The organism is Aeoliella fuhlenseeensis (assembly GCF_052161615.1).
Classification (GTDB): domain Bacteria; phylum Planctomycetota; class Planctomycetia; order Pirellulales; family Lacipirellulaceae; genus Aeoliella.
Genome location: NZ_CP197417.1, coordinates 3,729,409 through 3,743,200, shown reverse-complemented (window position 1 = coordinate 3,743,200; position 13,792 = coordinate 3,729,409). Strand labels below are relative to the sequence as shown.

The 13,792-nt window shown below is 62.5% G+C and carries 6 protein-coding genes; 1 reads left to right on the top strand and 5 read right to left on the bottom strand.

Annotation, left to right across the window (positions count from 1 at the left end; all coding sequences use genetic code 11):
- Nucleotides 1-70: 70 nt before the first annotated feature.
- Nucleotides 71-4,576, top strand: a complete 4,506-nt coding sequence (locus SH292x_RS14740; RefSeq protein ID WP_442481774.1) for an SdrD B-like domain-containing protein — start codon at nucleotides 71-73, stop codon at nucleotides 4,574-4,576.
- A gap of 55 nt (nucleotides 4,577-4,631) precedes the next feature.
- Here the strand turns inward: SH292x_RS14740 and SH292x_RS14735 are convergent, their stop codons facing one another.
- The 5 genes from SH292x_RS14735 to SH292x_RS14715 form a co-directional block, all read right to left on the bottom strand.
- Nucleotides 4,632-4,802 carry a hypothetical protein gene (locus SH292x_RS14735; RefSeq protein WP_442481773.1) on the bottom strand — a complete coding sequence of 57 codons (171 nt, stop codon included), beginning with the start codon at nucleotides 4,800-4,802 and terminating at the stop codon, nucleotides 4,632-4,634.
- A 4-nt stretch (nucleotides 4,803-4,806) separates the two neighbouring features.
- Complete coding sequence (locus tag SH292x_RS14730) at nucleotides 4,807-5,385, bottom strand: hypothetical protein (protein WP_442481772.1); 579 nt, start codon at nucleotides 5,383-5,385, stop codon at nucleotides 4,807-4,809.
- Between the two features lie 73 nt (nucleotides 5,386-5,458).
- A complete protein-coding gene (locus tag SH292x_RS14725) occupies nucleotides 5,459-6,667 on the bottom strand; it encodes a CCA tRNA nucleotidyltransferase (protein ID WP_442481771.1) in 1,209 nt (402 codons plus the stop codon).
- A gap of 4 nt (nucleotides 6,668-6,671) precedes the next feature.
- A complete protein-coding gene (locus SH292x_RS14720; protein ID WP_442481770.1) occupies nucleotides 6,672-10,157 on the bottom strand; it encodes a UvrD-helicase domain-containing protein in 3,486 nt (1,161 codons plus the stop codon).
- Nucleotides 10,158-10,194: 37 nt separating this feature from the next.
- A complete protein-coding gene (locus tag SH292x_RS14715; RefSeq protein WP_442481769.1) occupies nucleotides 10,195-13,527 on the bottom strand; it encodes a PD-(D/E)XK nuclease family protein in 3,333 nt (1,110 codons plus the stop codon).
- Between the last annotated feature and the right edge of the window lie 265 nt (nucleotides 13,528-13,792).

Below are 13,792 nucleotides of genomic sequence, written 5' to 3'. Positions count from 1 at the left end.
CCGGACGGAACTTGGCGCTCCAATTACCGCACATCGCGCAGGGGCAAACCTGCTTGCAAGGAGGCAACTCATGGGACTACTTCAACGCCTGTTTGGCCCCAGCACTCCGCCAACCGCTACGGTGGCTCGTTCGAGTCGCGGACGGCGGTCGCGTAAGTTTCGCGGCCAGCTCGAAGCGCTCGAGCCACGGCAGATGATGGCGGCGGACGTCGCCCCCGAGATTCTGCTTGGCAGCGTCTACTTCGAGGAAGCCACCGGCGACGACAGCCAGGGCGACATCATCGAGGTCACCTTCGTCGGTGGTGCCGATGGAACGACCCTGAACCGTCTGGTGATCGATGGCGACAAGCGGGGCGATGGCCTCACGGATGGCGACCTGTTCTTCGACATTGCTAACGGTGGACTCGGGGCGTTCAAGGCGGTTGGTCTTGAAATCCTCGAAGCCGATGGCTTTGTGATCGATAGCATCTCGGTCGTCGATGGTGGCTCGCAAATCATCTTTACGTTCTCAGGCTTCGATGCCGGCGAAACGCTGAAGTTCTCCGTCGACGCCGACGAAATGCAGTACCGCGATGTTGATGGCGACAGCGTCAACTCGGTGGTCGAAGGCGCGGAGTTCGAGCGCAGTATCATGACCGGCGAGTTCTCGGCGGTGGGCTACGTCGACATCACGCTGCAAGGTCTCTATTGGGACGAGTTCGACGCTCGTCGGACCGCTGCGCAATCGGCCACCGGTCAAACGCTCGATCTGCCAGACGATCGTTACTCCGATCTGCAGGACTACACCGACCGCACCGCCGGAGCCGTGGCCCACGCGGCCCAAGTTCCGCTCGCGACTCTCTCAGGCTGGGTTTATCACGACCGCTCGAACGATGGCGTGTTCGATCGCGGAAGCGAAGAAGGCATCGGCGGCGTGACGCTCGAGCTGCTCGACGAGAACGGCAACCCGACTGGCATCACCACGGTGACATCGACGGAGCCGGGCAAAGTCGGTTACTACGAGTTCCGCAACTTGCACGCGGGTAAGTACGGCGTTCGCGAATTGCAGCCGACCGGGTGGCTCGACGGCAAGGACACGCCCGGAAGCCACGGTGGTACCGCGGCAAGCGAAGCGGCGGGTCGCGTCGACCGGATCACCGGTGCAACGCTGGCTTACGGCGATGACGGTGTCGAATATAACTTTGGCGAACTACTAGTGGGTTCGATCGCCGGTCGCGTCTCGGCGTCGACCACGGCGGACTGCAAGTTCGACGATCCGGAAATCTTGCTGGAGGGCGTTCGCATCGACTTGCTCGACGCCAGCGGCAATGTCCTGGCGACGACGTTCACCGACGCACTCGGACGTTATAAGTTCGAGGGGCTCACGCCAGGCGAGTACCAAATCCGCGAGCACCAACCGACCGAGTACTACGACGGTGGCGAGCGTGTGGGTTCGGCCGGCGGTGAAAAGTCGGACATTGGCGACACCTATAGCTTGTTCTCCGAGATCCTGCTCGGCTCGGGCGTCGACGCGGTGGATTACTTCTTCTGCGAGCACGTTGGCCCGTCGCTCTCGGGCTGGGTGTATCACGACCGTTCGAACGATGGCATCTTCGACCGGGGCGGCGAAGAGGGCATCGGTGGCGTCGTGATGGAACTGCTCGACGAAAACGGACAGCCCACCGGTATCACGACGGTCACGTCGACGGTGGCGGGGAAGGTTGGCTATTACGAGTTCACGAATCTCGCCCCCGGCAAGTACGGCGTCCGCGAGTACCATCCGGAGGGATGGCTCGACGGCAAAGACACGCCCGGTACGCATGGCGGCGTGGCGGCGAGCGAATCCGCCGGCCGCGTGGATCGTATCACGGGCGCCATGCTGGCCTTTGGCGACATTGCTCAGGAGTACAACTTTGGCGAGTTGCTCGCCGGGTCGATCGCGGGCCGTGTGTCGGCGTCGCGCGATGCCGATTGCCATTTTGACGACCCACACATTGTGCTGGCGGGAGTGAAGATCGATCTGCTCGACGATCAAGGACAGGTCATTGCAACCACGTTCACCAACGCGAGTGGCGAGTACCAGTTCGTCGACCTCGCGCCAGGCGTGTACGAAGTTTATGAGCATCAACCCGAGGGCTACTACAATGGTGGCCGTCGCGTTGGTAGCGAAGGTGGCGAGAAGACCGGCACCGACTCGATTAGCCAGATCGTGATTGGCTCGGACGTGCACGGCGTGCAGTACGACTTCTGCGAGAAGATAGGCGTCAAGTTGAGCGGCTGGGTGTACCACGACCGTTCGAACGACGGCATCTTCGACCGCGGTCCGGAAGAGGGCATTGGCCAAGTCACGCTCAAACTGCTTGACGCCAACGGCAACGATACCGGTCGTCGCGCGGTGACGGATCCCGACGGCTACTACGAGTTCACCGACCTCGAAGCCGGCAAGTACACCGTCATGGAAGTTCATCCCGAGGGATGGATCGACGGCAAAGACACGCCGGGCAACCTGGGTGGTGTGTCGCAGCCTTCGCCTCCCGGCGACATGATTAGCGAGATCATGATCAACTTCGGGCAAGAAGCCGTTGAATACAACTTCGGCGAGCTCAAGCCTGGAAGCATTCGTGGTCATGTTCATGCCGACTACGACGGCGACTGCATCGCCGACGAGAACGAGCCACGTCTGGCAGGCGTGAAGATCGAGCTGCGGGACCAGCAGGGCAACGTGATCGCCACGACCTACACCGACTCGAACGGCGACTACGTGTTCGAGAATCTGCGTCCTGGCAACTACACCGTGTTCGAGCACCAGCCGGAAGGGTACTTCCAGGGTGGCAATAACATTGGCTCGGGCGGCGGTACCAAGCTGGCGCAGGACCTCTTGGGCAATATCAACGTTGGCTCCGATCAGCACTTCGTCGACTATAACTTCTGCGAGAAGCCCCCAGCAAAACTGTCGGGCTACGTGTTCGTCGACGGCCCGCCGATCTTTGCAGCCGGCGGTTTGCCGGACGACGTTTGGACGATTCGTGACGGCACGCGGACTTCAGACGATCGCTACTTAGCCGGCATAACGCTTGAGCTTCGGCACGGCGTGTCGGGCGATCCGATCATGGGCAGCGAAGCGCTGGCTGGCTATTACGGGTCGGGCCCGATTCGAATCGTCACCGATGCGAATGGTTACTACGAATTCGCCGGTTTGCCCGCGGGCACCTACGCAGTGGTGCAGGTTCATCCCGCCGGATTGATCGACGGTATCGATACCGAAGGCACGCTGGGTGGTTTGGTGGTGAACCCCGTTGGTTCGCCTTCCGACACGGCGTCGCAGGGCAACCCCGCCCAGCAGTCTGCGATTCAGCAGATGCGCGAGCAGTACGGCAACGACATTATCTTCCGCATTGCACTGACCGCCGGCCAACATTCGCAGGAGAACAACTTCAGCGAAATCGAGACGACGTTTATCTTCATTCCACCTGTGGATCCGCTGCCACCAAAGCCTCCAGTGTTCCTGAATCCAGGCCAGGCTCTCGCGCAGCAGTTGTATCCGCTGCTCGCGCCGGTGAAGCCCGAGCCGCTGCTGTACGGTGGTTCGAGTGGCGTGAACGGTTACACCTGGCACTTGAGCTTGGTAAATGCCGGCTATCCGCGGTCGATGGCGGCGACCGAGGGGCTCATGCACCTCACGTCGACGCACATGTCGGCCACCGCCTGGCAGGATGTCGATTTGGGGCATGCCGTGTGGGTGTTCGGCGAGACCGATCCCTATGGCAGTGACGACGGCACCACCGAGGCGATCTTCGGCCATCCGCGCGGCATTCCCGTCGTGGGCGACTGGGACGGCGACGGCACCGACGAGATCGGCGTGTTTATCGAGGGCAAGTGGTACCTTGATCTCAACGGCAACGGCCGATGGGACGAAGGAGACATCATGGCAGAGCTCGGTAACGGCGGCGACCTGCCAACCACGGGCGACTGGGACGGCGACGGCAAGACCGACATCGCCATCTTTGGGCCCGTGTGGGCCGGCGACCCCTGGGCTATTGAGAACGAACCTGGTTTGCCCGACGCCGCGAATACGCCAGGTCCGCTTTCGCCCAAGGCGAAGAACATGCCGCCTGAGACCGACGAGGCCACGCTGGGGCATCGCACGCTTCAGCGGACCGAACGTGGTCAGACGCGCCGCGACTTGATTGACCACGTGTTCCATTACGGTACCGCCGGCGATCAACCGATCACGGGCGACTGGAACGGCGACGGCATTGCCACGATTGGCGTGTTCCGCGGCGGCGTTTGGTACCTCGACATGGACGGCGATGGCCAGTTCACGGACGTCGACGCGACCATCGACTTAGGTATCGATGGCACCGCGGTCGTGGGTGACTGGAACGGCGATGGCACCGACGACCTCGCTGTGTTCTCCGATGGCAAGTGGACGCTCGACTCCAACGGCAACCGCGAGATCGATGCGCTGGATCGCGTGTTCGAAATGGGCAAGGCCGGCGACCGTCCGATTTCAGGCGACTGGAATGGCGACGGCGTCGACGAGCCGGCAGTTTACACGCCCGCGCTCGACGAAGCGCTAGAACGCGAAGCCGCGTAACTTCCTAGAGACTGTAGGAGGGCTCTCCGAGCCCGAAATCCAGTGCAGCGATCGACTAGCTGTCCTTCAGCTTGTCGATCTCTGCCTGCGCGGCCGCAATCTGGCTCTCGTACTGCCGCACTTCGTCGGGATCGTCCATCTGTTGCTTGGCACCGGCGAGTTGCTGCTGCAGTTGCGTCAGCTTCTTGCGGAGCACGTCGATACGCTTTTTGGCTTTCTTGTCCATGGTTCTATTCTGCGCTCTCAGCGGGGACGACTTCGGTGGTCTCTTCCGTCACCTCTTCGGCGACAACGGCCGGATCTGCGGGGGCGTTGAAGTCGCGAGGAACCTTCTCAAAGGTTCGCATGACGGCTCCCAGGGCAAACACCAGCAGTGCGGCACCGACGGCGAGGTTCAACCATCGTTTAATGTCTAGCTGCATTTTGACGGCCATGGGCGACTTGCCCGCGGTGCCTGCTGCAACGAAGAACACGAACATGGCGAGCAGGAACTTAATGCCGAACAGCATGTGGTACGTAGACGGCAACTTCTCGTAGCCCACCATGTAGTTCCAGAGGTTAAAGAATCCGCTGAGCAGCAGGAACAACGTCGAGGCCATCACGAGCACCGCCCACTTCGTGCGACGACCTCGGTAGAGTGCCTCTCCAGGATCAGCAGCACCTGCGGCGAGGGGTGCGACCAGATGCTTTAGATAGACGAGTCCACCTAGCAGGATGGCGGCACTCACCGTGTGGAGGACGCGGGAGACGAGCAGGATAGCCCAACCGGCGTCGATGACCGGGGCGGGGGAGTCGGCGAGCAAGAACATGTGGCGAGGCCCTGAAATGGGGTGGCGATACGTGCCCTCCAGCATTGTCGCTCGGCCATCGTTCGGCAAGTGGCTACCTGCGCACCATCGCCAGGGCTTCGTCCTTCGACGCAATCTGGCCGAGGAGCTGTGCGTCTCGTGCTTGTTCGAGCAGTTCGGCGAATTGTGGCCCCGGCTTCATCCCGGCGGCGATCAAGTCCTCGCCGGTAATCAGCGGCGGAGGGTTGAGCCGTTCGGGGGCGAGAGTGAGTTTCTCGCGGCACAGCACTGCAGCAGGCGAGTCTTCGCCCTCTATCGCCTCGACGAGCTGGACGATCTCGCCCGCACCATCGTGAATCAACACCCGTTGCAACTGGGGCCAAGGGATGGTCACAGCGCTACGAACGATTGGCAGAAGGTTCACGATCCAATCGGCGCGATCCGACTCGGCGTTCGCGAGCTTCCACCGCTGGCGAATCGAAGCCACGGAGACATGGCGTTCGAACTGCGACAAAATCGCCGCGAGCGCGAGCGGAAACGTCGGGGACTCGAGCTGCCGAAGCACTGTATGCAGTTGACTCCACAGATCTCCCGTCGCCGCGGTGAGCTCCGGTAGCACGTGCGGCTCTAACTCGCATTCGCGAAGCAGCGTCAGCGCTTCGCTGCGATGAGGGTGCTGGAGCATCGAGCGCATTTCGGCACCGATTCGCTCGCCACTCACCTGGGTGATCTCGGCGGAGTGATCGCGAATGGCTTTCAGTGTTTCGGCGTCGATCGCGAAATCGAACCTCGCTGCGAATCGTACTGCGCGGAGCATGCGAAGTTTGTCTTCGGCAATGCGAGCCCGCGGATTGCCAATCGCCCGGACGATGCCCGCCGCCAAATCCGCCTCGCCGCCGACGAAGTCGAGCACCTCGTCCGCCACCGGATCGTAAAACAAACCGTTGATCGTGAAGTCGCGACGCTGGGCGTCGTGCTGGGGGGTGGAGAACTGAATCTGATCGGGGTGCCGACCATCGCTGTATCCGCCATCGTTGCGGAAGGTGGCGACTTCGATCGGCCCGGCTTCCTTTGGACCGAGCACGGTGATCACACCGAACGACGCCCCCAGAGGAATCGTCCTGCGGCGACCGAACACCGTGCGGACTTCTTCGGGCGTGGCGCTCGTCGCTACGTCGTAGTCCTTGGGTTCGATGCCGAGCAACTGATCGCGGACGCACCCACCCGCCCACAGGGCGATGTAGCCCCGCTCGCGTAGCGTGCGAACCACTTCGCCGGCAAATTGTCGTGATGGGGTCTGCATGCCGTTACGTAGTCTGCGTTTCAATCTGCTGGAGTGCAGTGCTCACGAGTTCGATGGCTCGCTGGCGCATCGCGTCGTCCCACGCGAAAACGTACTCGACGCCCGGCCGCAGGAAGTGTAGCACCAACTCCTTGGGGGCGGTGCCCCAGGTTTGCTCGACGGCGAGTCCATACACCAGCATTTGCAGTTCGTACTTCTTCGCTAGTTCTGGGACCCCAGCCGCCGACACTTGGTTCGTTTTGTAGTCGACCACTCGCCACCCGTCCGCATCGCGGTACAGGCAATCGAGATACCCTTGCAGGTACCGAGGGTTCCCTTCCGAGGTAGCCAGCGGCCACGTGAGCGTAAACTCGACCTCGTGATGAACTTCGCTCGCTGCTCGCAGCGACTCCGCGCGCTCGGACGCGGCGAAGGCTTCTACCAAGTCCGTGGCGATGCTCGCCGCGGTGTCGGCGTGGAGGATGTCGTGGTGCGGAGCGAGCGACTTCGCCCACTTGGCAATCGTCGATGGATCGGCGAGGTCGAAACGCTCCAGCATTGCGTGGACCAGCGTACCGAGACCGAGCGCGTCGATTTTGTACTCGTAGTCGGCGACGGCCATCGTCTCCATGTTCTCCGCGTCGTCACGCCACCAATCGCCCCCGGTGGGAATAATCTGTCCCGACAGCCGCGTGACCGAGTAACGCCGTCGCGCGGTTGAACTAGTGGTGATGGGCGACGCGAACTGCTCGGTGGTTACGTCGCGTTTCTCGCGTTTGGCTTTTTCGAGCGTCTTGAGCCAATCCGTGGAGTGCCCCGCGGCGAAGGGTTTGGCGTTGGGGGCTTTGTCGATCGTCGCGGCAACACGCGGGCGCTGCTGATGGTCGATGGACGTTGAGGGAAGCAGCTCACCGGTCTCCAAGTCAAACGTTTCGGCAAGGCGTTTGAGCCAGGGGCCCTTGGGATTGTCGATGTCGTCGATCGCACTCGACAACATCAAGTAGTCCGCCGCCCGCGTGCAGGCGACATAAAACAAGCGGTCGCTCTCGGCTTTTTCGGCGAGCGTTTCGAGGTGCCGGAACAACTTCATGCCCCAGCCGGATTGCTTGAGGTCGTCGAACTCATTGGCGGGGCCCACCAACGGACCCAGCCGAGCGTCGAACGCCACGGAGTCGCGGGCATTGTTCTCCGGTCGATCGAGGTCGGGCACGACCACCAGGGGAAACTCAAGGCCCTTCGACTTGTGCACCGTCATCAGACGCACCACGTTGGCATCGCCCGGACTGGTGGTGGCGAGGGCCTCCTTGGGGGTCGTGGTGGTGAACTCGGCGAGCTGCGTCACGAAGTCGTCGAGCGAACCGACGCCACTCGTCACGGCTGCGCGGGCTTGTTCCATCAGCTTGTAGACGTTCGCCAGCTTTCGCTCGCCCATGAAGTCGGCGAGCAGCGCGGCGTCGTAGCCGGTCCGCTCCATTGCTTCGGAGAGAATCTGTGGAACGGTCCATTCGTCCTTTTTGGACCGCAAAAACGTAAGCGTTTGCTCCGCGCGCATTACCTTCGCCCGCTCGGCTTCGTCGATCTCGCGAGGGATTTCGCCAGCGAATAGTCCGTTCTCAAGTCCGTGGTGGTGGATTGCGAGCCAGAAGAGCGTTTCGTCCGCGACGGAAAAGAACGGACTGCGGAGCACGCCGGCGAGGCTCAGTTCGTCGCACTCGCTTGCCACGGCCCGTAGCAGGTGCAGCACGTCGTAGACTTCTTGCTGCGCGTAGAAGGCATGGCCGCCAACCAAGTAGTACGGAATCTCCTCGGCTCGTAAGGCCTCCTCGTAGTAGGCAATGTCGCTTAGCACACGGAACAGTATCGCCACGTCACCAAACTCCGCTGGCCTCCGACCATCGGGGGACCGCTTGTCGCCGATGATCGGCTCGCGGGAGTCGATGATTGTTCGCAGTCGTGCGGCAAGGTGCCGGGCCTCGGCTTGTCGCGACCTTGCAGCGTGACCCGCCGTGCTTCCGGATTCGGGCTTGGGGAACGCCGTCCAGAGAAACTCAATGGCGGGCTCGGCGGTCGCTTGCGGACGCGTCGGCACCAGCGGTTGGTAGTTCTCAAAGACTTGATGGAACAACGCATTCACAAAATGCAGCACCGCCGGTTGACTGCGGAAGTTGTGCGACAACGGCAACCGCCATTGCTCTTCGATCTCCTGCTGCAAATCGCGAAACACCTGGGGCTCCGCGCCGCGGAAGCGATAGATCGACTGCTTGTCGTCGCCAACGAAAAATAGTTTGCCCGACTCGGCGATGTCGCCCACCAGCGAACGCACCATGTCGACCTGCACGCGGTCGGTGTCCTGGAACTCGTCGACGAACAGCACCGCAATCTGTTCCCGCAATTCGCGCTGAATCGCTCGATGCCGCGGGTCGGTGAGCAACCGATGCGTCAGCACCAGCAGGTCCTCGAAGTCGAGTGCCCCGAGCTGCTCTTTCGCTTGCTGGTAATTCACAGACGCTTTCATCGTCACGCGGGCGAGCGCGAGTCCCAGCTCGGCGGCCTCGCGGGCGGCGGGGCCGCTCACGTCGAGCGCCGGTATCTTATCGACCAGCTCGCGGAACTCGCCGCTAAGCCGTTTGTACTCTTCGTACTCGTCGTCCGAACCCCAAAACGTCTTGGTAAAGGGGACCCGATTGGCTACCGCCAGTTTTCGGGCCGCTACAACAGCTCCGTACTCTGCATTCCCTGAGACGACGCCTTGGAGTCCCCGTGTCACCGTGGCGAGTGGCTCTTCCTGTTCCAGTTTCTTTGGAGTAACGCTTTCGACCAATGGCAGTAGCGCCTCGGCCACGGGGCGAAGCACCGCCAGCTGTTGGGGCCAGACTTCCGTCTGCACGAAGTCTTCCCACGCCGCGAGCAGGTCTTCCGGCTCGCGCCTTAGCCACGCCTCGAATCCTGGCTTGCGGCATTCGCCCATCATCGTCCGGACGCGCTTCTGCGCACCGTCGACGTTCCACGCCCGGCCGAGCGTCATCGTGTCAGGATCGCGAGTGGTTAGCAGCTCGCGCAGAGTGTCTTCGATGGCCTGCGCCTCGAGCACCGCGGCCGAAGGGCCATCGAGCGTGCTGAACATCGGGTCGAGACCCATCGTGAACGCATTCTGCCGCAGCAGATTGCCGCACAGCGCGTGAATGGTGCTGATGCGGCAGGTGTCGATGGCTCGCTGCAGTTGCAACCAGTTGCGGCGCTCGTCTCCGACGGTGGTGGCGATCTTGTCGTACACCAGCTTGCGAATACGAGTACGTAGCTCCCGCGCTGCCGCGTCGGTGAACGTGATGGCGACCAATTGCGACAGCCGTGTGTCGGGCCGCTCTGGATCGTGTCTGGCGAGCTCTTTGAGGTACCGCTCGGTCAGCACGAACGTCTTCCCACACCCGGCCCCCGCATCGAGCGCAAGTGAAACGCCCGATGCCCCAATCGCGTTGGCTTGCTGGTCGGTATAGGTGATGGTGGTCGACATGATGCGGTTCGAGTTCGTTCAATCCGAATGGAGAAGGTCAGCGTTTGTTCCCACGTGGTGGCTTAGCCCCGTCCGCCGTGGGTTGTTCTCCCTCTTCCGGCGCGGGCCACTCTTTCTTCAGGCTCCGCACCTGATGCACTCGGCAGACGTGGCTGAAGTCGCAGTGGCTGGTGCATTCCTCGTCGGGGCTGTACATCGGGAACTCGGCGTGGCGAACGCCCTCGACGATTCTCTTTACCTGCTCCTGCAAAATCGGCTGGTACTCCTTCCAGTCGATGGTCTCCGCGACTTGCCCCGCCTCGACGCGATACAACTCGCGGGTCGTCCGGTCGCCAAACCCCGCTTTTCGCAGCACCCAGTAACCAACTCGCAGCGGCACCGCGAGTTCGCCGTCAACGCTTAGCAGTTCGGCAGCAGCAAGGGCATACAGCGGCGGCTGAAGTTTGCGACCGTCCTTGGCTTCTTCGTCGGTCAGCGTGAATTCCGACGCCGACTTGTAGTCGATCACCTGAAATACCGTCCGCCCTGCCACCTGCCCGACGTCGACGCGATCGATCCGCCCACCCACTTGAATAGTCAAGTCAACGCCGAGCGTCATCTGGTAAGGAGCATCACGCGAGGCGGGCGATTCGTCGTCGTCCGATTCGCGACTCGCCTTGCCGAAGCGAAGCTCGAAATGCGTCGGCTTCAGCGGTTCGTCAAAATCCCGTGACACCTCGTCGTACTTGCGATGCTGATCGTGGTACTTGGTCGCCCACTTGGCGACTTCTTCGGCGAGCAGTTCGTCGAGCACGCCGTGCAATCCGTAGCTGGCGAGTTGCGTCCGCGCTGCCTCGACCGCATCGTTCAGCTCGGCCGTGAACACTTCCGACTCGCAATCGGAAGGCTGCTTGCCGGCCGTGAGATCCGAAAGCCGCGAATGGAGTTCCGCAAACACGCGGTGCAGCAAACTACCGCGACGGCTGTAGTCGACTTCGAGCCGCGCGTCGCCCAGCGGTTCGATGCGCAGCACGTTCTTCAGCAGAAACTTGTAGGGACAGGTGGCGTAGGTTTCGAGTTGGCTGGTGCTCCACTGGTGGTCGGCACCGTATTTGTCGGCGAACCACTGCCGCGCGTCCTGGCTGCCGAACACTCCCTCCATCGGTCCAAACGAATCGCCCCGCGCCCGGTGGTGCATGGTGACAAGTGTCGCCGCAAGCGAATCGTTCGACGGCGCAGCGACAGGGCTCTTGAGAAAACTTCCAAGCGTTGCCGGATTGCTCCGTACGGCGCGATGCACACCCAACAGCCGCCAGTCGCGAAGCGACCGAGGGGGCGAACCATCCGGGGGCAGCGACGTGATCTCAGGCGTCTTGGTGAGCGTGCCGAGTAGCTCCTCGCCAAACGGCCGGCACGCTTCGGTGAGCATAGGACTCGGCGGCGCTTGCTGGCCCGCGCTGTCGAGCGCCGGGTAGCTCAGCACAAGTGTCTCCTTCGCACTACGCACCACGTCGTAAAACAACTGCATCGTCCGCTCGTACGGCGGCGTCGCGGTGGCTGCTTCGCCCCACACGTCCGCGGCCGCCAACGTCTCAAGGACCTGCTCGCTGTAGAGACCGCTCGAAGAACCGGCGGAGGAGAACGAGCTCTCGTCGAGGCCAATCACAAACAGGTGGGGCACCGACACGTATCGAGCCGCCGAGGCGCTCAGCACGCGGACGTGGCCTTCCTCGCGGAGTGCTGTCGACGTCGGGACGCTCTCCATCCACTGGGACAGCCGATCGATCCACTCGGAAAGCGTCCAGCGGACTTTCACTTCGCCCACTCTCGCAGCCACGCGCTCCAACCACGCGGCCGACTCGCGAACTTGTTGCCATGCCCCCGTCTGTCGCGAGTCGAGCGGTAAATCAAGCGCCAGTGCCAGTAGTTCGCACGCCGACACCCATGCACTTGGAGAGGCACTACTGGGTAGCGCCACAGTCGCCTCGGCGAGCAACGACAGCGCGGGCTCGGCGTCTTTTGCCGCGCCGATGCGGGATGACGGCTTTTGTCCTTCCTCGAAAGATTCGGCCAGCCTCGTGACATCCCGCAACAGCGCCACACGGCCACTCGCGAGTTGCAAGTTGCGAACCAGCCACTCCGCAGCGCCTCGCACGGTTCGCCAGTGCGATAGCGTGGTGGGGGCATCGAACTTCGTTAGCTTCAAGTTCGTCAGCGTCGCAACAACTTGGCGGAACGGCCAGTCGTCCAGCTCCAGGCTCAACACACTGGTGAGCGCTCGCACCGCGGGGTCGTCGCCGACTAGCTTCGGTGAAGTAAACGCCGCCGGGACACCGTACGTGTTGAACACTTCTTCGAGCCGTCGCCGGTGGGGCTCCACCGACGCCGCAGTAATCACGATGTCCTCGGCTGGCGTTCCGGCGACCAACAGCGACTTCACTCGCCGCGCGACCGAAACCGCTTCGTCGAACAAATCGGTTGCCGGAAGCACTTCGATACCAGCGTGCGAGACTGGTGGTGGGGTGCCCTCGCCATCCGGCGGCACAAAAAGTTGCTCGCGCAGGTGAACCAGCGAGGGAGTAGTGCTATTCGCTTGCGGTGCGAGCTTCTCGATGCGAAGCGTGGGCCAGTCGTACCTCAGCCAATCGAGCGTCCGCCGCGAGGCGTTGGTGAGATCGTAACGTGCCGAGGGATCTTCCGCGGCGAGGCTGACGATCAGCGTGTTCGTACGCCTCGCGAGCTCCATCAGCATCTGCCGCTCGTAGTAGGCGAAGCTCGTAAAGCCATCGACGACCACCATGTCCCATCGAATCTGCTTTGGCGCCCGCATGAGGCTCTCGGCTCCCAGTCGATGGAGATCGAAGTGGTCGGAGAGACCAGCGCTATCGCACGCCGCTTGGTAGTGCGAATACACCAGGGCCAAATCGCGGTCGCGCATCTCGCGGTGCGGGTGCTTCGCCCACCTCGCGAAACGGTCGGCCGAGAGGCCGCGCGCCTTGAGCTCGCCAACCAGATGCTCCATGGCGTTGGCGAGACCCACCCGCCGGGCGACTCCCGCCATCACTTTCAGCTGGCCAGTGGCGTTCAGCTCGGCGAGCGACTGTTCCAGCAGCCAGCGACTCGCGGAACTCGGCACTACCGTGGGTCCTTCGGGGTCGAGCGACACCAGCGAGTCGGCGAAGCGCGAAAACGTCCGGATGCCAGGCTCGAGCGACGCATCGATCCCCAGTTCCACGAGTTTCCGACGGACATCCTCCCCGGCGAGCCGATGCGGGGCGAGCCACAGCAGCCGCGGCACGTTACCGGCCCCGCGAGCGTCGCGGAGCGCGCTGGCGTACCCCTCGGCCAGCCAAGCCGTCTTGCCACAGCCGGCCGGGCCAACGAGGGCCACGAGGTCAGGTTGAGAGTCGCCGGGCACAGAAATCGTGGCACTCCTATAGTATTAGCCGCTTCGGCGCTAGCCGCGGTTGGTCACGAGAAAACCGTGGCTAGCGCCAAAACGGCTAATCCCAACTTCGTGCTGCAATCGACACGACAACGCATGAACAACAGACCCCCTATTGTCGCCGTAAGTCGTTGCCAGTCAATGTCCTTAGGTTCTTAATCGTATGGGCCTTATGACGCTTCCGGGTGGCCGGGGACGAGTTCCGCGAGCC

Coding starts and splice junctions, on each gene's coding strand:
- SH292x_RS14730 (WP_442481772.1), bottom strand. CDS start 5,385: ATGTTCTTGCTCGCCGACTCCCCCGCCCCGGTCATCGACGCCGGTTGG.
- SH292x_RS14740 (WP_442481774.1), top strand. CDS start 71: ATGGGACTACTTCAACGCCTGTTTGGCCCCAGCACTCCGCCAACCGCT.
- SH292x_RS14720 (WP_442481770.1), bottom strand. CDS start 10,157: ATGTCGACCACCATCACCTATACCGACCAGCAAGCCAACGCGATTGGG.
- SH292x_RS14725 (WP_442481771.1), bottom strand. CDS start 6,667: ATGCAGACCCCATCACGACAATTTGCCGGCGAAGTGGTTCGCACGCTA.
- SH292x_RS14735 (WP_442481773.1), bottom strand. CDS start 4,802: ATGGACAAGAAAGCCAAAAAGCGTATCGACGTGCTCCGCAAGAAGCTG.